Genomic DNA, 22,540 nt, shown 5'->3' with positions numbered 1-22,540 from the left:
TCAGTTGGGGCCCAACTGAACGACTACTCCAGCCGGGAGAGGGTGCCGATGCGGAACATGCCGTTCATGAGCTGGAGGTTGTCTTTTTCAACCTTTTCTGCGTCGAGGTAGATGACGAAGGGGTATTGGTCGAGCTTGACGGTGTGGATGCCGTCTTTGGGCTTTTTGAAGGCTTCGGCGATGTCCTCGATCTGGCTGATGGGAGTGCCATTGATTTCATCCACGATCTGGCCGCTGAGGCGTTCATAACCCTGGGTGCTGGCGGTGGGGAGGACGGCGCTGAGAAAGACGACTTTTTTGCGGCCTTTCTTTTCATACTCTTCGGGGCTGCCAGCGATGCGGGCGAGGCGGAGGATGGGGCCGCCCTGCTGCTCGTTGCCAAAGGAATTCAAATAGGGACGGGTGAGCTCCTGGAAGAGGAGGCCGCCGTTGAGAATGTATTTGGGGCCTTTGTCAAACTGGTAGGGGAGGACAAGGTAGTCCTCGGGGTCTTTGCGGGTGAGCTTGCCCTTGAGGGTGAGCTCTTTGCCGTCACGGAGGACTTTCATCTCCACTTCGTCACCGACGAAGGCTTTGCCGCGGACGATGTGGCTGATGCTGAGGGGGCCGTATTGGGGATCCTGGTAATCGCCACGGGAGTCTATGCTGGCACCGTTAATAGAGAGCATGATGTCGCCTTTTTTGACGCCGGCTTTGTCCGCAGAGGCACCTTTGGTGACGCTGCTGATGTAAACGCCGGGCTGGTTGGGCTGCATGCCGAGGTAGTCCCGAAACTGCTCGTCGAGGGTGATTTGGAACTCAATGCCGAGGGAAGGAAAACCGTCGTATTTGCCATCGGCGACATCTTTGAGGAAGTGCTCAATGATGGGCGCGGGGAGGAGGGTGGCGAGCTGGTTTTTGGAATCGTAACGCAGCAGCAGGGCGGCGAGTTTTCCGCCTTTGGCGACGGGGAGGGTGAAGCTGTTGGCCTCGCTGCGGATGATGCCCTGGGCTTCATAAACAATGAAGCTGGCGTTCTCCACGACGTAGCCCTGGTTCATGACCTTGCTGATCCGCATGGGGGTGACGATGAGCTCGCCGACGCGGCCGGTCTGCCAGACGACAAGAGTATCTCCGATGCGGGCGGAGGTATCCACCTCCATGGGGCGGAGGCCGGAGAAGAAGGCCGCAGAGCGATCCCCTGCAGCCGGGGCGAGGAGGGCAAGATTCGCCTCATAATCCACGGCGACGACGGTTGCGGGGATCTTCTGGCCGCTTTCAGGAAGTTCGAGCTCGATGTAGGTGGCGTCGCTGACCATCTGGCCGGTGACGAGGATGCGGTTGCCCTCCAGGACGACGCCGAGACCGCGTCGGCCGCCTGCGCCTTCTTTCTGCCAGGGGATGCGGAGGTTATGGCTCTGGTAGGTGACATTGACCTTCAGCAGGGAGCTGGTCTGGATGACGGGCTGCAGCGTGGCCGGACGGGCCATGGGGGCGGCAGGGCGCTCCGACGGGGGAATGATGGTGCCGATGGGGCCAGGTTTGCCGGAGCCGGGCACGTTCGGCGGGAACTGCTGGGCTTGAAGGCTGGTGAGGGCCAGCAGGGCGGAAAGGAAAAGGAAAGGCTTCATGAGAAAAAACGCGAAGGGGAAGGGGATGGATGTGGCGGGCAGAAGGGAATCACTCTGCACCCAGGTAGGCGTCTTCCGGGATGTTATAGGTCTTCATGATGCGCGGGTGGGCGGCATCAGCAAAGTCACGCTTGAGGACCAATGGGCGGCCTTTCTCCAGGAGCTTGATGATGACGAAGCCGGGTTTGTCGCCTTTTTGCGCAAGGGCCTTTTTGACATCCTTGAGGCTCTTGATTTTCACGCCGTTGATCTCATCCACCACGCTCTGGGCATAGGGGGTGATGTAGGTGTTCACTTCATCGGCCAGGATGGTGGTGAGGAGGACAGGCTCGGGCCGCTCGACGTAAAGTTTTTCGGTGAGAAAATTGTCGAACATGTAGTTAGCCGCTCGGTCGGAGATCTGGTGGGAGTCCATGAGGTTTTTGTCCATGGGCTGGAAGACGAGGCCGGCATAAACGACGTAGCGGGGGCGCTGGTCGTATTGCTCACCCAGTTTCACATAGGGGTCGAAGCGCTTGAGGGTCACTTCCGTTTCGGTCTTCTTGCCGTCGCGCTGGTAGGAAAGCTTGAGCTTGTCCCCGGCGAACTTGCGCTCCACGACTTCGTTCATGTCCATGAGCTCGCCCTCGAAGCGGATGAGGCCGTTGTTAAAAACCGGATTGTCATCCATGGCGAGGAGGACATCGCCGCGCTTGAGGATGTCCCCTGCGCTGCCGGCGGGCTCCACATCGGCAATCATGACACCGATGCCGCCGCCATTGAGACCGAGGGCTTTTCGCTGGGCGCTGTTTTCAATGGGGAAGTCGCTGACGGCCAGGTCCACATAGTGGTCGTATTTACCGTCTTCGACGTCTTTGAGAAAACGCTCCACAACGGGCACAGGAATGATGTAACCGACGTTCTGGGCGACGCGGCCGCTGAAGCCCTGGAAGGCGACGCCGACGACCTTGCCGCTCTGGATGACGGGGCCGCCGGAGTTGCCGGGATTGATGGCGGCATCCACCTGGATGGCGAGGTGGGAATCCACCTGGGTGTGGCTGAAGGGGCGGAAGTCAATGCGGGAGACGACGCCGCGCGTCACGGAGATGCGGTCTCCGCCGATGGGGTAACCGACGGCGATGACCTCGGTGTTGAGCTTGGGGATGCCGCCGAAAGTGAGGGGCTTCAAGTGGTCAAAGTGGGAGCCGTCCTCGGCCTCGATGATGGCGAGGTCGCAGTCATGGGCGACGTGGACGACGCGGGCGGGGTGGGGCTCGGGGTCGTTGGTGGTGCGGATGACGAGCTTGGTGGCGTTGCTGACGACGTGGGCGTTGGTCAGAAAGCGGTTTTTGCCAATGAGGAAGCCGGTGCCGGAGCCGCCGGAGGGCTGGCCGGAGTTCCAGGGCTCGCGGTAGTCGGGGACGAGGACGGAGACGTCAATGTTGACGATGCCTTCCCATTCATCAATGAGCGGGGCCTCTTCAGGAGGCGGGGATGCCGCCGGGACGGCATCCGGCACCTGGTCCTGGGCAAAAACGGGGGCCGTGAATGCCAAAGCGGCGAGGATGGGAAAGGGGAAACGCATTTTCATGAGAAGAACAATAACAGCCAAACATACGAAGGGCGGCGCATCAAAGACAAGCGCTTCTGCCAACCTGCTCAAACTATCCCAACGCCGCCCACGGTCCGCTGTTGCCTGGAACGTGAAATTCGGCAGAATCGGGCGTCCCATTTATGGCGAATCTTACCCAATCCGAACTTCTCGATCAACTGCGCCAGGATGCCTGGGTGGGGGATGCGGTGCTGGAGCTGTATGTGCGCAGCCTCATCCTGAAGAAGCACGGCCGGGTGGATGCCGAGATGAAGACCCGCTTCACCTGCAACCAGTTCCTCAACTGCGTCGGCAATCCCACCAAGGTGGAGGCGGACATCGGGGTGATTTATCAGAAAGAAGGGCTGGAGGCGGCGTTCGCCTGGATCCGCGAGAATCTGGAGCCGCTGTTTGTGAAGCAGGAAGCGAAGCGGGAGAGGAAGGGGAGGTAGGTTTAAACAATCTTCATCCTTGTCCTGTTCCAAAGCGCAAATTCCTAACCCCAACGGGGTTAAACACCATAGCGAAGGGTTAATGCGAGTCTCACGAGCGAAACCCTGGTCCTCGAAAACCAAACCAGCCACCTACCGCCTAACCCCAACGGGGTTAAACACCATAGCGAAGGGTTAATGCGAGTCTCACGAGCGAAACCCTGGTCCTCGAAAACCAAACCAGCCACCTACCGCCTAACCCCAACGGGGTTAAACACCATAGCGAAGGGTTAACGCGAGTCTCACGAGCGTAACCCTGGATGACGAACGCAACCCTGGTCCACGATAAACCACATACGTCCCCCCCCCCCCCAACGCTGCGTTCCTGCATTCTCCATAGGCCTCCCCGGATGCCTGAGGCATCCTAGCCGGTAGCCAGGGGCACAGCGATCCCGCGAAGCGGGAGAGCACACCCTTGGAACCCCACGAGCATGAGCTCGTCCCGCGACTGCGTCGCTGGTTTAAAAATCCAAAAAAAATCCTCCTACCCGCAAATCTTTTGATCCATTCCTGACAACCAGGCACTGATTTTCTCTTGCCGCGCCTCTCAAGGCGCGGCCCCCCATCATGCGACGGAATGAGCGAACAGCGATCATGAAACTGTCAAAAGTCGTAGCCAGACAACATTCCCCCCTTTTTCCGGACATTTTATTGATCGTCTGGGCTCAAGCTTCAATCAGAAATGCCACAGTATATAGTTTGTGTAATAGCCTAACTGCTACTACTTATTAGAAGCTTCAACAAGTCTCTCTAAACCTTCGAAACATAAATTTTTTATGTTGGGTATCTCGGTGGCAATTTTTTGGGAAATACCCGAAAAATTGGCCGCATTTATTCCATCTATAAGAGCAAGGAATGCATGATCGACTGAATCAATGGAGATATTCAAGGTGCCAGTCCCTTTCATGTGTTTATCAAACTTTTCAATATCTTGGTCACTCAAAGAAAGGTGATGGCCAATAATTGCTACTCCTATTTTAGCTCTCAGAAAGACCGCATCGCGATAAGCTAAGAACAAAGAAGAAAAACTTACGCATAAGCCATTCAATGCTTTAAGAGCATGGTCGCTTTGAACCCTTATATCAACGCAATCATCACTAACAGAAAAAGCTGCAAGAATCGCGGCATCAGCCAAGTTGTCCATTTCGGCTTCGGACCTGGACCACTCAAAATAAAATGCTCTTCCTTTGTGAGCGAAAGGCGGAAACTTTCGAAAGAGGTCTAAGGCTTTGTCAGGCATTTCGGCCTTTCGAAATAAATTTGCCGTGTTGACTAACGTTTTATAGTTATCCTGTTCTGAGGAATAAACACCTATGGCAATTTCTAAACCAGCGTGAGTCCTTCCAGACAGACAAAAATGTTCAGCCAGTTCAAATCTCCATTTAGCAAGTTCGGGAACTGTCTGACCACCTTTATAAGATTCGATTGCTGATTTACCAAGAGAAACAAAAAGATCGGCCATGTCTTCGCCAAAATCCTTTTCAAGTATTGAGACAATGGCATCTGCAATTTTTTTGTGTCTGGTGAATATATAAGATGAAGTTGTAGTTGCAGCCGCCTCTTGGCCCAATGGCAAAAGAACATCACGATGCAATTTCGCGAGAGGGCAGGACAACACATGCGCGAGCACCGGGCGGGATAAAAATTCAAGTCCTTCCGAATGCATTGCTGCAATAATAGTTAAAGCATCTCTTACAGTCCCTCCACTGGGAATTTTTCTTTGTTCCAATCTTTCTAACATAAGCCGTGCGTGGTTCGGGAGGTCGCTGCCATGACGAACGGCAAGTAGCGCCCCAAAGAACGCACCTTCAGATGTTTTGGCCTCTTGATACACTTGCTTCTCGAGGACAGTTGCTCGATCCTCAACTGGAGTCTTGGTTAAATCGCCAAGCCCTTTTTCGCCATATGAAGTCCAGGCACTAACAATTAAAGTCGCTTCTTCGGCACTTAGACCTTCTAATCTATGCTGGGAAAACGAACAGTTACTCGCCCACGGCAAATCATTAGCTTTTGATGCAATCCAATCTGAATCGCGGCAGGCTAAAAGAAAATGCACTCGGCCATGAAGATAGGTTGGAATCTGCCTTAGTAGAGAAATAATTGTTTCTGCAGTGCGATCAGCTTCGTCTATAACCACCAGCCAATAAAAATCGCCCGATAAAATTGGCAGAATTTCGGTGGGTTTTAGTGGTTCCGCATCGTCAACTCGACGTAATATACGCCAATTGCTTTTGCACTTTACAAATTCACCAGCAGTTTGCAATAATGCAGTCGTCTTTCCTTCACAACCTGAAGCGAGCAAGAGAGTAACGATAGAGCGTCCGAATGTCTCTGCATTTTGGAATGATGCGATTAGCTTTTCTACAATTTTCCTACGTGGTATTGATGTAGACAATGCAGCGCTCCAACCAGGAACAGCTCCATTGAAAAATTGAATTGCGACCTCTTCTTGTAGGGTAACGTAATATTGCTGGAGATCATCGGGCTTAACTGTGATCCATCCGCTAGGGAGTAAAGGCTCGGAAATTGTGACATGTTTCGAGAGCCCTTTTGTTTCAGTTCCGGGTAGAGGATAAGCCCACCAGTCGCCAGTTCTATTATAATCCGGAAATGCGTCGCTAACAAGCGGCCAATCTTGATTATCATAAGACCAGTGCCGAGCTTGAAGATTAAGTATGCCTGTTGTGAAGTCCACTTCTCCCCAAACAATGCCATTACGCCATTTCTCCCCCTCTCTTGCTTGAAATGCAGCACCAGCTTGAACGGTTAAAAATTTATGTCCACTACCATAACTGGGTTCTGCCCATACGTTATGGAGATGACCGTGCAGGTATAATGCGTGGTGCCTAGCTAAAATGCTTTTGATTGCCTTTTGCTCGCCAGGAGCGAGCCATTCCAACGGGTGATGACCAAGAACTATTGTTAAATCAATATCACCGAGCTGAATGAGCGAGTGTTCAAGAAGGGTTTTGCCAGGTGTGAGCTTCCGCTCGTCCTGATCATCTTTACAAAGCCACGCCGTGTTAATTCCTGCGATGCCAACCTTCAAATTGTTGATCTCGCTGAGGTTCGTAAATGAACCCTCAGGCTTTCCAAACATACCCTCCGCGACTGTTGAGTCGCTGTCGATGAATGCTTTGAATCGGGGTAGTAAAATCGTTCTTAGATCTAGGCCTTCGTCATTCGCATCGAAACAGTGGCTTTTTGGGTCGGCCATTTCTGCTCGATCAAAATGAGGGTTAACTTTTCTATTCACGTCATGATTGCCGGGAACAACAAAAGTTCGATGCTCAATGCCGTTGCCAATGACTTCTTGAAGTGGCGCAATAAATTCTAACCAAAAGGTTTCATACTCTGACGACAGTCCTTTATTAGCCAAGTCTCCAGTAACGAATAGAAAGTCTGGAATAAATCCTTCCTCTTTACGTTTTTTTACATGTGATTTAATGTATTCAAACATGCTACGTTGCGCATAATCATCCATGCCTACGTGAAGGTCAGAAACATGGAGCCAGCGTAAATTGGACGTTTTCATTCTTTAGGTTGGTAAATGTCAACTAATTTGACCTTATGATTCGGGTTTGGCACAGTATTAATAGATTATTATTTGGGCGCTCTAATATGAGGCTAACACATGAGGAATCTCATTGCGGTCAACATTTCTAAATGCCTGCTTTAAATTAAGCATAATTATGCGCTTCCCCATCAACGACAATAAAAACTTTCGAATTGTTATCCGAATGGATTTTTTATGGTCTCCTGGGAAACGAGGAAATGAGGTCAGGTGACATGAAGCACGTAAAATCATGGGTTCCAGCGGTATCCCTTGGGTACAAGGGCGTTTGCTACAGTGGCGGCCCCCACCCCTCCTCCCCCTTTCTCTGTGCTCTCGCTAACCGCCCGACATCATTCTGCCAAAAATCATCTCTTCGGTCTTCTAACCTCAGCAGCATAAACCTCCCCGTTCCCCAAAACCCATGGCACCCATCCGCCTCCCATTCCAAGGCACCCTCAGAAACCTGACCCGGCATCATTCTGTCCACCAACAAGGAAAGGCCAGGCGAAGTGGCTTCATCTTTTTTGAACCAAGACGGATGGGATGAGGAGGGAAGGATTTGACAGGGTCTAACGGAAGGTTTAATCAGCCGGGTCATACGATGAACTCTCTCACTCATGCCTGCCTGAATGCGGTCGCTGGATCCCCAGCGAAGCGTTGGGCTGTCATTGTGGCCTGGCCACGCGAAGTGGGTTGAGATCCTCGTTGAACTGATTTTTACGAAACCATCTCCCAACCCACCCCGGACACAGGCGGTGGGTTTTTTCTTGCCGCTGTGATTCCTGAAATCACTTTTCATGAGCAGCAGCATCACAGTCGAATCTTCCGGCCCGCTTAGCGAGTCCGGTCCCTTGCGCCCGCCGTTTGGTCTGGTGATCGCGGCGTTTGCGGCGGTGTATCTGATCTGGGGATCCACGTATCTGGGGATGCGGCTGGCCATTGATTCCATCCCGCCCCTGCTGATGGCGGGCACGCGTTTTATGATCGCGGGGGCCGTGCTGTATCTGGTGATGAGGCTGCGCGGAGAGGCCCGGCCGGACTTTGGCCACTGGAAAAGCTCGGTCATCGCCGGAGCGCTGCTGCTGATGGGCGGCAATGGCGGGGTGGTGTGGGCGCAGATGACGGTCCCCAGTGGCGTGGTGGCGCTGGTGGTGGCTTCCGTTCCGCTGTGGATCATGCTGGTGGACTGGCTGCGGCCTGACGGGCTACGGCCCACGCGGCGGATCCTTCTGGGGCTGATCATTGGCATGACCGGCGTTGCGGTCATCGTCATGGGGCGTGGGGCTCTGGGACAGCGGATGATTGACCCTTTTGCGGCGACGGTGCTGGTGCTGGGGAACATCTCCTGGGCCTGCGGCTCCATCTACATCCGCCACGCACGCAAACCGGCGTCGGCGCTGCTGAGCGTGGCCATGCAGATGTTCTGTGGAGGTTTGTTGCAATTTTTGTTAGGCCTGTGTCTTGGAGAGGCGCAGGACTTTCATTTCTCCGCCATCACCGCCACCTCCGCTTGGGCCTTTGTTTACCTCACGCTCATCGGGTCGCTGGTGGGCTACACGGCCTACATCTGGTTGCTCCAGGTGAGCACCCCGGCGCGTGTTTCCACCCATGCTTATGTGAACCCGTTTGTGGCCGTGCTGCTCGGCTGGTGGGTGCTCAATGAAGCCATCCCCCAGAGCGTGATCATCGCGGGCGCTCTCATCCTTTTTTCCGTGATCCTCATCACCCGTTCCTCCCGTTCTCCCCAATGAATGCCTTTTATGTCAGTGATCATTACCTCCCCGCCGCGACTCCGGCGGCGGACCTTGCCGCCCGGCGCAGTGCGGGCACTCATGCCGCCTTTGCCCTGCCGCTGATGCGCCCCGCCATGCGGCTGCTGGACTGCGGCTGCGGCACCGGTTCCATCACCCTGGGGCTGGCGGAGCGCGTGCGCCCTGGCGGTGCCATCGGCATTGACCTGGACGCCGCGCCTTTGGTGCAGGCGAATGAAAAAGCGGCGGAGCGCGGTTTGAATGCCGCGTTTTTGCAAGCCCAGGTCTATGAACTGCCCTTCGGTGCAGCGGAGTTCGACGGCGTGTTTGCCCATGCGTTGTTCGAGCATCTCAGCCATCCTTTGCAAGCCCTGCGTGAGCTGCGGCGGGTGATGAAGCCAGGGGCATTTATCGCCCTGCGGAGCACGGACTGGGGCGGCCATGTGCTGGAGCCGTGGGATGACGGCGTGGCCGCTGCGCTGGATGCCTGCCGTGAGATGCAGACCGGCCGTGGCTGCGATCTTCATGCCGGGCGGAAGCTGGGTACGTGGTTGCGTGCGGCCGGGTTTCATCATGTGACGCCTTCCGCCAGCTATGAAGTGGGTGCCTCTGCACCGCTCATGGCCGGGGAGCTGGTGGCTCAGCTTGAGACGCAGGGTTATGCGGACGAAGCATCTGGTCTGCGTGATTGGGCTGCCAAGCCGGGGGCGCTTTTTGCGCAGCCGTGGTTTGAGGCGGTGGGGTGGAAGCCGTGGATGTGAAGGGGGAACAAGGCGTGAGGCCGTGATGGCTTCACGCCTTGGGCCTTGCCAGATGCTTCCCGCCGTCCTTTGATAGAGGCCCTTTCCATGCGCGCGCTTTTTTCCAAACCCTGGCTCATCGGCCTTCTCATCCTGCCTCTTTTTATCGCGGGGCTGATCCGGCTGAAACTGGAGACGGACATCTTGGCCACGCTGCCTGGCGAGGTGCCGGAGGTGAAGGCGCTGAAGCTGCTGCGTGACGGGTTTGCCGGAGGCAGTGATTTGCTGATTGCGCTGGAGGCGGAGGATGAATTTACGGCGGAGGAGGCGATGACGACGCTGGCGGAGCGGCTGCAAAAGCGCACGGATCTGGTGAAGGAAGTCCGCTGGGCGCAGCCGATGGAGCAGCAGGCGCAGTCGGGTGCGGCGCTGATGGCCTGGGCTTTGCAGAACACGGACCCGGCGGAGCTGAAAGCGGTGCTAGCGCGGCTGGAAGGGGAGGGGGCGAAGGTCAAGATCAGCCAGTCTTTGCAAGCGGTGGGCAGTTCCCTGGATGCGGAGAAGGTGCAGCGGGCGTCGTATGATCCGCTGGGCCTCCTGGACAGTCTGGATGCCTCGGCGATGAGCGCGCTGGAAGGCTCCATGTTTGGCCTGGTGTCTGAGGACGGCCGGTTCCGCCTGCTGCTGGTGACACCGGCCACGGGCGTGGGCAATTACAAGTCGGCGGAGGCCTGGCTGACGAAGGTCAAGGCGGAGATCGCGGAGTGGCGCGGGGATCAAAAGCTGACGATGCGTTTCACCGGCGAGCCGGCTTTCCAGGCGGAGATCGGGGCGGGCATTGAGAAGGACATGTCCAGCACGATTGGCATCACGGAGGTGCTGATCACGCTGCTGTTCTGGGTGATGTTCCGCCGGTTAAAACCGCTGCTGTGGATCCAGATGCTGCTAATGCTGAGCATGGTGCTGGCGCTGGGGGCGGGCGGTCTGCTGGTGGGCAGCCTGTCCATCATGAGCCTGGGGTTTGCGGCCATCGTGCTGGGCATCATCGTGGACTATGCGGTGCTCATCATCCAGGAGGCGCGCCAGCATCCCGACCTGGATGCCAGAGGGCTGCGCCGGCTGGCGGCACCGGGCATCATCGCGGGAGCTTGCACGACCTCGACGGTGTTTCTATCCCTGCTGTTCAGCGGCCTTCCTGGACTGGCGGAACTGGGGCTGCTGGTGGCACTGGGCGTCATGGTGGGGCTGGGGGTGATGCTGTGTTTTGCACCGCGTTTTTCAGCGGGCAAACAGCCGCCGAACACCCAGGTGGTGACAACAGGCAAGCCCGCCACGCATGGACTGGCCATCCTGGCCACGGTGGTCCTGTTCGGCGGCATGGCGGCGGTTTTTGCGACGGCAGGCCTGCCGAAATTTCAGACCGGTGCGGAATCACTAAGGCCGACCAACAGCGAGGCGATGGATGCGCTTCAGTGGGTGCAGGACCGGCTGGGCCAGCTCAATGAAGCCAGCCTGCCCATCCTCATCACAGGTCCGACGGAAGAGCTGCGGGCGCGTGTGGAAAGTCTGTCCGCGAAACTGGACGTGGCGGTCAAAGACGGTCTGCTGATCCGCCAGGCGATGCCGACTTTATTAATCGGCGATCCAGCCGCGCAGGTGGCCAACCGGGAGTTTATCGAATGGCTATTGGCGGAAAGGACGCGCCTGGAAAAAGAGGTGGATGCAGCCGGATTTGCCGAGGCTGCCGTGGCTCTTCTACGCGGCGTTTGTGATGTGTGGAAACCGGCGCTGGAAGGCCCGTGGCCGCAGGATGAGGCCACAGCGGCGGCGGCTCCTGTCTTGGGTCGGCTGCTGGCCACAGGAGCGCGGGCCATGAATGCGGACATGGAAGCAGGGCAGGGCGTGGCGCTGGCTTCCGTGAGCGTGGCGGGGAAACCGGGACTGCCGGACAAGGAAAAACTGGCCGCGCTGCAGGCGATGCTGACCCCGGATACGGGGGCCTGGGTGGCCGGATGGGAGACGCTGGGCGGGGCGCTGTCCACGCTGGTGCAGCATGATCTCAAGCAGCAGCTTTTGCCCATCATCGGCATCATCTGCCTGACCCTGCTCATCACCTTTCGCAATGTGAAGGATCTGCTTCTTTCCGTGCTGCTGTTGGGCGGCGGGCTCGGTGCGCTGGCGGCAAGCATGAGCGTGCTAGGTCTGGGGTGGAACCTGGCCAGTCTGGCGGCCATCCCGCTGCTGCTGGGCACGGGCATTGACTATGGCATTCACATCCTTCTGGCGCTGAAGCGCACGGGCAATGACATCCGTCATGTCCAGGCCACGACGGGCAAGGCGGTGTTCTTTTCAGGCATGACGACGGTCATTGGCTTCTCCAGTCTGTTTTTCGCCGGCAACCGCGGCATCTCCAGCCTCGGGCTGGCCTGCTGCGTGGGGACGGTGTGGATCCTGCTGATCGTCCTGTGGCTGCTGCCGCACTGGCGGGCGTGGTTGAGGGCCAAGTAGATCCGTTGAGCTCCAACGGAGGTCTGGCGAAATCACCTCGGTTTTTTGGAGGTCAGAGGATCACCGATGGAACTGATGCTGCCACGCCCGAAGGTGGCCTCTTTGTCATTGGTGAAGCGGAAATAAAACATCACGGGCGGTGCGGACGGAGCCATCTGGCCTTTGACTTCGACGATGTTATCACTCGCGACTCTCCAGGTGAGCGGCGTTACGGCTCCACCAAGCTTGCGGTAGCCTTTGTTGCCTTTTTCAAAATGGTATTCGGTGCCTGCCGTGCTGTACCAGGACTTGTCCACAAAGAGAGTTTCGAGGAGCATGGGATTGACCGGATTTTCATCGCCGAACTGGCTCCGCAGCCTGGGGCCTGCCATGATTTCTTCCCGGACCTTGGCAGCCTGCGTCACGGTTTGAAGATCTTTGCCGGCGGATGATTTCAGCAGGGTGTCCAGGCGTTGAAGGCTGGCGTCTTGAAGAGGCTTGATGACGGACAGAAGCGCTGCGTCATACTGGCTGAACAAGGTGGCCAGTGCCGCATGAGGAGAGGCCACCTGGCCGCCATTGGCCTTGTTTTTTATCTGGGCTGAGACGGTAGCTGCTCCCTGGGTATCTCCAGCGGAAACAAGCCTGGCTGCAATGGCCGTGCCTTCACTCTGGAGCGTGGTGTGGATCTTTTCACAGGCTTTGGCCGCCTTTGCCTGGAAGTCATAGCCGATTTCATCAACGGTCTGGCTGAATGCCTGGAGGCTACAAAAGACCAGCAGAAAAGGGAGAATGAATGTCTTCATATTGAAGCCTGATTAGGTGAAATGAAGTGCCTGAAGGCAAGGCATATCAATTTACGCAGACCCATATGGAAGCTATTCAGCCTTCAGTACCAGTGCCTTCGCTTTCTCCACATGGCCGGCTTCACGCTGGCCCTTGCCGGGGCGGTCGTTGTCGCCGAGTTCTTCGCGGGCAGCATCGGCCAGTTTCAGCAGGCGGGCGACGATGTCTGGATTCGCAGCGGAGACTTCCTGGGTTTCGGCGACGTCATCGCGGACATTAAAAAGCTGGAGCGAGGCAGGCGGTGTGCTTTTGGCATTGATGCGCTTGGCTTCCAGGGGAAGATACAGCTTCCAGGGGCCGCTGCGTACGGCCTGGAGCTGAGCACCGTGGTAATAGAAGAAGCCGGTTTTGTCCGATGGAGAAACGGCACCCTCTTGGCCTAACAAAAGGGGTAGAATATTATGACCGTCAATTTTGCGCTCGGGCAAAGGGGCAACGGTGAGTGCGGCCAGGGTCGGCAAGATGTCCAGCATGGAGGTCAGCTCCTGGCATTCCTTGCCCGCAGGGATCTTGCCGGGCCAGCGGGCGATGAAGGGCATGCGCATGGCGCCCTCACTGGTGTTGTAGCCCCAGCCGGTGTAGGGCAGGTTGCTGCCCTGGGGCGGATTGCGGTTGGGTGCGCCGTTATCGGAGGTCCAGATGACCAGTGTCTTTTCATCCAGGCCCAGCCTTTTCAGCGCGGCCAGGATCTCCCCCATGGACCAGTCCAGTTCCTCGACGCTGTCGCCCCAGTGACCGTTGGCGGACTTGTCCTTGAAGGCGGGGCTGGCATAGGGATCCTTGGTGCTGCCGGGCATGGCGTGGGGCAGATAAAGAAAGAAGGGTTTGTCCTGATGGGCCTCAATGTACTCGATGGCGGCCTCGGTATATCGCTTGGTGAGGGGATCGCGGTCCACAGGGGCTTCGATGACTTTTTCATCGCGCATCAGAGGCAGCTCCGGCCATTCTTCAGGGCGCTTGTCCTTGGTCATGTCATCGCTGTAGGGGATGCCAAAGTAGGAGTCAAAACCCTGGCGGGTTGGCAGAAATTCAGGCTGGTCGCCCAGGTGCCATTTGCCGATGATGTGGGTGGCGTAGCCGGCGGATTTCATCACTTCGGCCACGGTGGTTTCATCAGGGTGCAGGCCCTTGGTGGCCACGGGTTGAAGGACCATGCCGCCGGTGGCGCTGACGTGCATGTTCACCCGGCGAGGATAGCAGCCGGTCATCAAAGAAGCACGGCTGGGGGTGCAGACGCCGCTGGCCGAGTAATGGCTGGTGAAGCGGGTGCCCTCCGCAGCCATGCGGTCCAGGTGGGGTGTGCGGTGCAGGGTTTTGGGATTGAAACAGCGGACGTCGCCATTGCCCAGGTTGTCCACATAAACAAAGATGACGTTAGGCTTGGGCGCAGCCGCCGCAGTGAGAAGGGCGGGGAGGCAGAGGGCGAGGAAGAGAAGCGGTTTCATGGCGGTTGGTGGCATCATCCGGTGATGGGTTGGTCAGCCCGGATGCGGGTGGCGAGGAGGCCGGAAATGACAAAGGCCGCTGCGCAGAAGTACAACGCCTCATGCCAGTCCTGGTTTGCATCCAGATGTTTGTTGATGAGCGCGATGAAGACCGGGGACAGTGCGGCACCAATATTTCCCCACATGTTGGCCCAGCCAAAAACCGGGGCCGTGTAACGCCCGCCGACATCCTGCATGGTGGCCCAGACGGCGGGCAGTCCGGCATCGGTGAAGAAGGCGACGAGGCCCAGGGCGGGAACGAGCAGCCAAGGATTGGTGGTCTGGATGGCCAGGACAAACATGACGGCGGCCAGGAAGCGTGTGCCCGCCAGCGGGATGAGGCGGCCGCGTTTGAGCCCCATGTAACGCACACAAGCATCGGCAAAAACACCGCCAAACATCATGCCGCCAAGTCCAATGCCGAGAGAGACGGTGGAAAGGGTGCCGCTGGCTTCGTCGCTGAGTTTGAGCGTCTCCTTGAGATAGCGTGGCATCCAGGTGGCCAGGAAGGCCCAGCCGACATTGGTCCAGAACTGCATGCCGCACATGAACCACAGGTTGCCGCTTTTCAGCATGGCCATCCAGGGGAAGCGGTATTTCTTGCCTGCATCGGCGTCTATCGGACGCCCATGTGCCAGCAGGGCGCGCTCCTCATCGTTGCAATCCGGGTGCTGCTCCGGGCTTTCACGGTAAATATGCCAGAAGGCCCAGGCGAAAAGAATCCCCACGGCTCCATAGATCCAGCCCGCCCAGCGCCAGCCGCCCATGAGGCTGATGACCAGCATGGTTAGCACCGGAGCCGCGGCTCCACCCAGCCTGCCGCCGAGCGAGACGATGCTGCTGGCCACGCCCCGGTTTCCCCAAGTGGCCCATTTGCGCAGCAGGCTGCTGCTGGCGGGATACGCCCCGGCCTCCGCCAGGCCGCAGCCCATGCGGGTGAGCAGCAGGGACCAAAGACCTGTGGCAAAACCCGTCAGTGCGGTGAAGGCGGACCACAGGACGATGAAGATGGTCATCAGCGGCCGGATGCCAAAGCGGTCGCTCAACCAGCCGGCGGGCACCTGGCCCAATGCATAGGCCCAAAAGAACGCGCTGAGCACCCAGGAGAGCTGCTCATCAGTGAGGTCAAACTCGGAGCGGAAGGTCGCCGTCTTGACGATCTCTGACATGCACATCCGGTCCAGATACATCAAAAACGCCGCCAGGGTGGTGACGGCGAGGATAGAGTGGCGGACCTTCGTGGGAGCTTCGGGCATCCTGCCGTTACGGGCAAAAGTCATGCCGCATTGCATCATTAGTACCGAGCGGTACTAATAAGCCGGTAGCAGGTCTTTTTGTGGCTCCTCTGTCTTCCTTTTCAAGCAATCCTGCCTCAGGGAGGGGTCAGCTTGCCCACGAGGTTGCTCAGGTAGGGGAAGAGCTGCTTCTTGCGGCTGACAACGCCTGGCAGGTCATAGATCTGCGGACTGCGCTCGACGTAATCCACATCAATGGCCGTCTCCACGCGCTTGTCACCGGCCACCAGCAGCACGCTGTGATGCGCGGTGATATCGGTGACCATGAGGCAGGCGAAGTGGAGGCTGTGCGCTTCGCAAAGAGCGACGAGGGCGCCATGGAGCTCGGCCTGTTTTCTCCAGAATTCATCCAGGCCCATTTCTTCGATCTGGCTGATGCTGATGCGCCAGCCGTTTTCCTCGAAGACCTTGCGGTCGCCCTCGATGGCACGCGCCGGGGTGGCCTCGCGAAGCAGGGAGCCGGCGGCGAAGAAGTCCTTCACAAACTGTGCTGCATCAATGCCGCCCACACCGGCCAGCCAGGCGAGGATCTCACGATCTGTGTTGGTGGTCGTGGGACTGGTGAGATTCAGCGTGTCTGAGATGAGGCCTGCGCACAGGCAGATGGCAGTGGACTTATCCGGCGTCAGGCCGCGCATCTTGTACATGATGCCAACGATGGTGCTGGTGCTGCCGACGGGTTCATTGATGAAACGCACGGGTTCCTTGGTGCGCAAGTTTCCGCTGAGGCGATGATGGTCAATGACCTCAATGATCTCTGCTTCGTCCGCACCGGCTACGGCCTGGCTGAATTCGTTGTGGTCCACCAGCACCAGCTTGGTGCGCGGCACTTCCACGAGGTCGGATTTGGAGAACACGCCTTCGAGTTTTCCGGTCTCCTCATCAATGACGGGAAACAGCGGTTGATGCGAATTTTGCACCACATGAATGATTTCCCGCAGCGGGGTGCGGGAGGTGAAGGACTCGTATTCATGGGCGGCCTCCCCGATGGGCCGGGAAAAGCGGATAAGCTGCGAGGCACTGGCCGTATCCTGCGGGGCCATGATGACGCAGATGCCCTTCGCTTTGGCCTCTTCCAAAAAGCTTTCCTGAAGGATGAAACCCCCGGTCACCACCAGGCAGCGCACGCCGAGCTCCAGCGCGAGGGTGTGGATCTCCGGCCGGTCACCGCTGACCAGCACGAGCTGCCGGGGAGGGAAATGGCTGGCGCGGTCACGCGAGGTGTCCAGGCTGGAGGCAGCTACGACCAGGATGAGGTCTTCGACCTCTTCAGCCTGGGCGGTATTGCCGACCAACTGGCCGCCGAGGGCGATGACCATGTTTTTGACACTGGTACGCACCTGGCGATTGGCCGCTTTGTGGTTGGACTCGCTGGGCAGGAAAAGCTGCGCCATCTCCTGGATTGTCGGCATGCCGATGAGCTTGTGCTCGGCATTCACCACCGGGATGGAGCGGAAATTGTGCTCCAGCATTTTCCGATAAACGGAGAGAAAGGTCTCATCGGCCGAGGCTGTAAGCACATCCCGGCGGCAGACGATGGCGGCTGTGGGGCGCACGTCGAGAAGCAGCTTCGGCGCGGTCGCACCTGCCAGTTTCAGCACCCAGCTCGTCCGCGCATTGATCTCTCCGCAGCAGGCGGGGATGACTTCGTCCTCACGCACCTCGCGCAGGTAGGCGGCATAACCGATGGCCGCGCAAATGGCGTCCGTATCCGGGTTGCGGTGGCCGATGACGTAGATGGGGTCTAACATGAAATGGACGAGATGTGAAGCCTGTAAGCTAAGCCTAGACGTGACAAAGGAAACTTTTTACGGCTTCAAATGCAAAAAAGTCAGGCTGTGCTGCACCTTTTTCACCCAAACATTAAGATTCGGCCGATCAACCTATTTTGAGGACCTCTTCTTCGTCAAGGATCGCTTGGATTTCGGCGTTGGTGAGTGCTGGAATCATAATGCCTCGGAGGTCTCTTACCGGAGCTGGTAACGGAGAACGCCTCCGGCCTTCGGTCGGCAAGGACTCAGGCAGATTAACCGTCGGTTGCATGGGGAAAGATGCTGCATGGATGCACGGGCGTCAATGGGTTCGAGGAGGGGCGTTTTATTCCAATGACGAAAGGGTTTGTGAAAAATCAGGCAGACTCAATTCTTGCCGCTTTCGACGAAATTCCACCTCAGTCAGAGGACCTGTCACACATTCCGAAGGGTCAACATAAGGACCATCCTTTGCCCGATCGATGAAGAAATAATGAGTGATGGTGCGATTATTATCGGGATGTTGTTTGGCGACTAGATGCGTGTCATTCCAACCCACAGCAAAAACGGTTTGGTTTACTCGACCAACAGCGCTGCCGCCAAGTGAATAGCAAAGACTCATGTCGGCATCGAGATCAACGGCGATCAATCGGTAGGGGCCAGTAACTTTTTCATCGTGAACAAAACCGCATCCGGCCAGGACGGTCAGGCATGCTAAAATGGCCAACCGCCTCAATCGAACAAAATGGGCAGGAATCTTCATAGTCCACCCACCTTCATCCAAAAGGGCTTCTTCACCACTTCGGCAGGGAACATGCGGCCACGGATTTCGATTTCAATGGACGTGCCGACTTTGGCGGCTTCCAAAGGGAGGTAGGCCATGCCGATGCCCGAGCTGAGGCTGGGGGACTGGGTGCCGCTGGCGACTTCGCCGACGACGGTGCCGTTAAACAGGACCGGATAATGGGGGCGCGGCGGGGGGGCGGTGCCGGTCATCTTGAAGGCGGCGAGTCGGCTGGGCAGGCCGGTGGCTTTTTGGGCTGCCAGCGCGGCTTTGCCGACGAAGTCTTTCTTGTCCATGGCGACGAAAAAACCGAGTCCGGCCTGTAGCGGGGTCTTGTCAGGGAAGAGGTCGTTGCCGTTCAGGGGATAGCCCATTTCCAGGCGCAGGGTGTCGCGTGCACCGAGGCCGCAGGGCAGGCCGCCTTCCTCACGGGCGGCAGCGACGAGGCGGTCAAACCATTCTGGGGCGGTAGCGGCGGGCATGAAGAATTCAAAACCCTCTTCCCCGGTGTAACCTGTGCCGCAGAGCCACATGAAACCGGCCTCGCCCGCTGCGACGAAGATGCTGTTGTGCGGAGGGAAGGGGGCTTCCTGGCCGAAGACTTTTTCAAACACGGCGCGGCTTTTTGGACCCTGGATCGCGAGACCGGCGGTGGAGTCGCTGAGGTTGGCCATCTGGACATCCTCATCGCTATTGAGCAGGCTTTGCAACTGCGCCCAGTCTTCGGCAATCTTGCTGGCATTGACGACGAGGAAAAATTCCTTGGCCGTGGTACGGTAAAGAATAAGGTCATCTATGACGCCACCCTGCTCGTTGAGCAGCAATGAATATTGACCCTGGCCGATCTCCAGTTTTGTCACATCATTGGTCAGCGCCCGGTTTAAAAAAGCCAGGGCATCGCTGCCGCTGACGATGAACTGGCCCATGTGGGAGATGTCAAATACGCCGACGGCTTTGCGCACGGCGTGATGCTCCTGGACGATGCCCGTGTATTGCACCGGCATCTCCCATCCGGCGAAGGGGATCACTTTGCCACCCAGGGCGATGTGGCTGTCATAGAGGGGCGTGCGGAGAAGGGGAGCGTCAGACATCGTGGGTTTTAGAGTGGCGGCAGGGCCGGAATTGTCAAAGAGCGGCTAGGGATTCTCTGAAGATACCTGTTTGAAATTTGAGGTGCAGGCCGTTTCCTGTTTCCATGTTTCGTCGCTACCTTCTGACCGCTGCCCTTTTCATTTCCGGCATCTGCACCGTCTCCGCCCAGGTGCCTGCTTTTCCGCAGGCGAATGTCATCCTGAATCCGGGCAAGGAATACGACGACGCGGCCCGTGTGTGGCAGGGGATACCGGGCATTGAACGTGCGCCCAAGGGCCGCCTCTGGGTGACGTGGTACAGCGGCGATGAAGGGGAAGGAGCCATCGGCAATTACGCGCTGGTGGCCACCAGCGGGGATGATGGCAAACGCTGGTCCAAACCGGCGGTGGTCATTGAAGGACCCAAGGGCACCAAGATTGGCGATCCAATCCCCTGGGTGGATCCGAAGGGACGCCTGTGGGTGTTTTATAACCAGCTTACGGCCAAAACGGAAACCGCTCCCACAATTCGTGGCACCTGCGCCATTCGTTGTGATGATCCGGACAAAGCCACGCCCACATGGTCGAAGCCCTTTCTTGTGGCCAAAGACGGCATCCTTTTTGGCAAGCCCATCATCCTTGCCAGCGGCGGCTGGCTGGCCCCGTTTTTCCTGATGGGCAATGCGGAAGGCCGTCCGGAAACCTGCACGCTGCTCAGCACGGATGAAGGCGAATCCTGGGCCATGCACGGCGGCACCAGCATCCCGGAAGACCTGCGTAATTTTAGCGAGGCCACCCTGGCCCAGCGCAAGGACGGCAGCATCTGGACGGTCATCCGCACCACGAAAGGGCTGTACGAAAGCACTTCCACAGACGATGGCAAAACTTGGTCAGAAGCCGTGGCAATACCGCAGTTTGAAGGCCCCTCCACCCGTGCCTGCATGATGAAGCTGGCCTCCGGCGCTTTCATGCTCATCTATCACGATGCCAAAAAGAACGAGAACGGCGCTTATCCGCGCACCCGTCTCATGGCCTGGCTTTCCGAGGATGAAGGCCGCACATGGAGCCACAAGCTGATGGTGGATGAGCGCAGCAGTGTCTCCTATCCGGATGCCATCCAGGCACCTGATGGCCGCATCTACATCACCTATGATCATGGCCGCTACAATGCCGGTGAAAAGGAGGTGCTCGTGGCCATCATCCGTGAGGAGGACATCCGTGCGGGCAAGTTTGTTTCTAAAGATTCAGCGCAGAGGCTGCTGGTGAACCGAGCCCTGGGTTATGGCAACCATTCGGACAAAAGAACGGAGGCCGATCTGGCAAAAAAACTTCCGCCCAAGGAAAAGCTGCATCTGTATCTGCTCATCGGCCAGTCTAACATGGCCGGTCGCGGTGTGCTGGACATGGAGAAGCGGATATCCAGGACGCGGGTGCTGAAGTTCTCGCCTAACAACAAGTGGGCCTATGGGGTGGAGCCGCTTCATCATGACAAGCCTGCCTCAGTGGGTGCCGGGATCGGCATGAGCTTCGCCCGGGAGATGGTCGATGCCAGCCCGGAGGCCACCATCGGCCTCATCCCTTGTGCCGTCGGCGGCACGCCGCTGGAGCGCTGGGAAAAAGGTGGCGATCTTTACCTCCAGGCGTTGGAACGCGCGCGGCTGGCCATGAAGGATGGCACGCTGAAAGGCATCCTTTGGCACCAGGGCGAAGGGGACTCTGGCAATGAGGCGAAATCCAAAAGCTATGCAGACCGGCTTTCCAAAATGATTGTGGATCTGCGTGCGGATCTCGCTGCCAGTGAGGTGCCTTTTGTGGCAGGCAAGCTGGGCGAATTTCTGGCGCTGGAAAGCAAGGCTAAGACGCCCGTTTACTGGCCGCTGGTGAATGAGCAGATCGCCTCCATTCCCGCACGGGTGCCGAAGACGGCGGTGGTGGAATCCACGGGTCTGACGGACAAAGGGGACAAGGTCCACTTCGATACACCTTCGTTGCGGACCTTCGGTGAAAGGTATGCGGAAGCGATGAAGCTTTTGCAGAAGTAGGCCATCTCGGTTATCGCGTGGCGCATGTCGGTCACCCTCCAGCAAATCGCCCAGGCGGCGGGCGTCTCCGCCATGACCGTATCGCGGGTGATGCACCAGTCGCCGCGCGTGTCTGTGGAGACACGCGAGCGGGTGCAGCAGGCCATTGAAAAGCTGGGCTATCAGCCGGATCCGCATCTGGCCCGCATGATGACCATGGTGCGCGGGCGCAAGAAGTCCCGCGTGCGGGCGGTGATTGCGGTGATCCGCGAGGTGGCTCCAAGAGATGCGCTGCACAATACGGCGTATCAATACGTGCCCATCGAGGATATCCGCCGCCGGGCCAGCCAGCATGGTTACCACGCGGAGGAATTTTGGTTAGGCAAGGACAGGCTGGATCCCACGCGCCTGGTCAGCATCCTACAGGCGCGTGGCATTGAGGGTATCATCGTTTCCCCGCAGGCTTCTCAGATGCTTTGTGCGCAGCTTGACTACACATCGTTCGCCGCCGCCACGTTTGGGTTTGGACTGACCAGCCCGTCGCTACATCGCGCAGCAGGGAACATGAACCTCGGCATCCAGATTGCGGTGAAGGAACTGCTGGCTCGTGGTTATCAGCGCATCGGCTTGGCGGTCACGCAGTGGGTGGACCATCGCGCGGAGGGCTCTTACAGCGGGGCCATGCTGCATGTGCAGCAGACGATGCCGGATGACCAACGGGTGCCAGTGCTGCTTTTTCCTCACAATGACTTCAGCCGCTGCCGGGCCGACTTCGCCGGGTGGATGAAAAAGCACCGGCCGGATGCCCTCATCACCTTTGACCAGCATGTGCCCGACTGGCTGCAACAGATGAACCTTCGCATCCCCGAGGACATCGGCCTGGTGGTGCATGACTGGACGCCGGCCATGAAGGGTTATGCGGGCCTTTATCAGCGGCGTGACCATGTGGCGGCCGCCGGGGTGGACCTGGTGGCCACGCAGCTTTTGCAAAACGAAAGCGGCATTCCCGAAGTGCCCAGGCAGATCCTCATTCCACCCCAGTGGATCGAGGGGAATTCTGTGCATCCGCGTGATGGACGATGAA

15 protein-coding genes are annotated in these 22,540 nt (G+C 57.8%); 6 read left to right on the top strand and 9 right to left on the bottom strand.

What is annotated here, in order from left to right; all coding sequences use genetic code 11:
* Nucleotides 1-23: 23 nt before the first annotated feature.
* A complete protein-coding gene (locus tag WJU23_RS19655) occupies nt 24-1,610 on the bottom strand; it encodes a PDZ domain-containing protein (protein WP_346334326.1) in 1,587 nt (528 codons plus the stop codon).
* 49 nt (nt 1,611-1,659) lie between these two features.
* Complete coding sequence (locus WJU23_RS19650; protein WP_346334325.1) at nt 1,660-3,180, bottom strand: trypsin-like peptidase domain-containing protein; 1,521 nt, start codon at nt 3,178-3,180, stop codon at nt 1,660-1,662.
* A gap of 143 nt (nt 3,181-3,323) precedes the next feature.
* On the opposite strand from WJU23_RS19650, the gene WJU23_RS19645 reads away from it, so the two are divergent.
* Nucleotides 3,324-3,632: a hypothetical protein gene (locus WJU23_RS19645; protein WP_346334324.1), complete on the top strand. Its 309-nt coding sequence runs from the start codon at nt 3,324-3,326 to the stop codon at nt 3,630-3,632.
* 760 nt (nt 3,633-4,392) lie between these two features.
* Here WJU23_RS19645 and WJU23_RS19640 read toward each other — a convergent pair.
* Entirely contained in the window at nt 4,393-7,206 is a 2,814-nt protein-coding gene (locus tag WJU23_RS19640) for a metallophosphoesterase (protein ID WP_346334323.1), read from the bottom strand.
* An 818-nt stretch (nt 7,207-8,024) separates the two neighbouring features.
* Between WJU23_RS19640 and WJU23_RS19635 the strand changes: the two genes are divergently transcribed.
* The 3 genes from WJU23_RS19635 to WJU23_RS19625 all read left to right on the top strand — a co-directional run bounded on the left by WJU23_RS19635 (nt 8,025) and on the right by WJU23_RS19625 (nt 12,226).
* Complete coding sequence (locus WJU23_RS19635) at nt 8,025-8,978, top strand: EamA family transporter (protein ID WP_346334322.1); 954 nt, start codon at nt 8,025-8,027, stop codon at nt 8,976-8,978.
* The gene (locus tag WJU23_RS19630; protein ID WP_346334321.1) at nt 8,975-9,739 is read left to right on the top strand and encodes a methyltransferase domain-containing protein; all 765 of its coding nucleotides are present in this window, start codon (nt 8,975-8,977) and stop codon (nt 9,737-9,739) included. The genes WJU23_RS19635 and WJU23_RS19630 overlap by 4 nt, the downstream gene beginning before the upstream one ends.
* An 87-nt stretch (nt 9,740-9,826) precedes the next feature.
* Nucleotides 9,827-12,226, top strand: a complete 2,400-nt coding sequence (locus WJU23_RS19625; protein ID WP_346334320.1) for an MMPL family transporter — start codon at nt 9,827-9,829, stop codon at nt 12,224-12,226.
* Between the two features lie 32 nt (nt 12,227-12,258).
* Here the strand turns inward: WJU23_RS19625 and WJU23_RS19620 are convergent, their stop codons facing one another.
* The 6 genes from WJU23_RS19620 to gcvT form a co-directional block, all read right to left on the bottom strand.
* Entirely contained in the window at nt 12,259-13,011 is a 753-nt protein-coding gene (locus WJU23_RS19620; RefSeq protein ID WP_346334319.1) for a hypothetical protein, read from the bottom strand.
* 72 nt (nt 13,012-13,083) lie between these two features.
* Complete coding sequence (locus tag WJU23_RS19615; protein WP_346334318.1) at nt 13,084-14,496, bottom strand: sulfatase; 1,413 nt, start codon at nt 14,494-14,496, stop codon at nt 13,084-13,086.
* Between the two features lie 14 nt (nt 14,497-14,510).
* On the bottom strand, nt 14,511-15,815 hold the full coding sequence (locus WJU23_RS19610) for an MFS transporter (protein WP_346334317.1): 1,305 nt from the start codon (nt 15,813-15,815) through the stop codon (nt 14,511-14,513).
* A 92-nt stretch (nt 15,816-15,907) separates the two neighbouring features.
* Nucleotides 15,908-17,581: a putative manganese-dependent inorganic diphosphatase gene (locus WJU23_RS19605; RefSeq protein ID WP_346334316.1), complete on the bottom strand. Its 1,674-nt coding sequence runs from the start codon at nt 17,579-17,581 to the stop codon at nt 15,908-15,910.
* 346 nt (nt 17,582-17,927) lie between these two features.
* The gene (locus WJU23_RS19600; protein ID WP_346334315.1) at nt 17,928-18,344 is read right to left on the bottom strand and encodes a hypothetical protein; all 417 of its coding nucleotides are present in this window, start codon (nt 18,342-18,344) and stop codon (nt 17,928-17,930) included.
* Nucleotides 18,341-19,456 carry a glycine cleavage system aminomethyltransferase GcvT gene (gene gcvT / locus WJU23_RS19595; RefSeq protein WP_346334314.1) on the bottom strand — a complete coding sequence of 372 codons (1,116 nt, stop codon included), beginning with the start codon at nt 19,454-19,456 and terminating at the stop codon, nt 18,341-18,343. The genes WJU23_RS19600 and gcvT overlap by 4 nt, the downstream gene beginning before the upstream one ends.
* Before the next feature lie 104 nt (nt 19,457-19,560).
* On the opposite strand from gcvT, the gene WJU23_RS19590 reads away from it, so the two are divergent.
* Nucleotides 19,561-21,477 (top strand): sialate O-acetylesterase, encoded by a 1,917-nt coding sequence (locus tag WJU23_RS19590; RefSeq protein ID WP_346334313.1) that lies wholly within the window; start codon nt 19,561-19,563, stop codon nt 21,475-21,477.
* Nucleotides 21,478-21,501: 24 nt separating this feature from the next.
* Nucleotides 21,502-22,539 carry a LacI family DNA-binding transcriptional regulator gene (locus WJU23_RS19585; RefSeq protein ID WP_346334312.1) on the top strand — a complete coding sequence of 346 codons (1,038 nt, stop codon included), beginning with the start codon at nt 21,502-21,504 and terminating at the stop codon, nt 22,537-22,539.
* The last annotated feature ends 1 nt before the right edge of the window (nt 22,540 follow it).

Source organism: Prosthecobacter sp. SYSU 5D2 (assembly GCF_039655865.1).
Taxonomy (GTDB): Bacteria; Verrucomicrobiota; Verrucomicrobiia; order Verrucomicrobiales; family Verrucomicrobiaceae; genus Prosthecobacter.
Note: the sequence above shows the minus strand (reverse complement) of the source record. Positions and strands in the feature narration are given on the sequence as shown.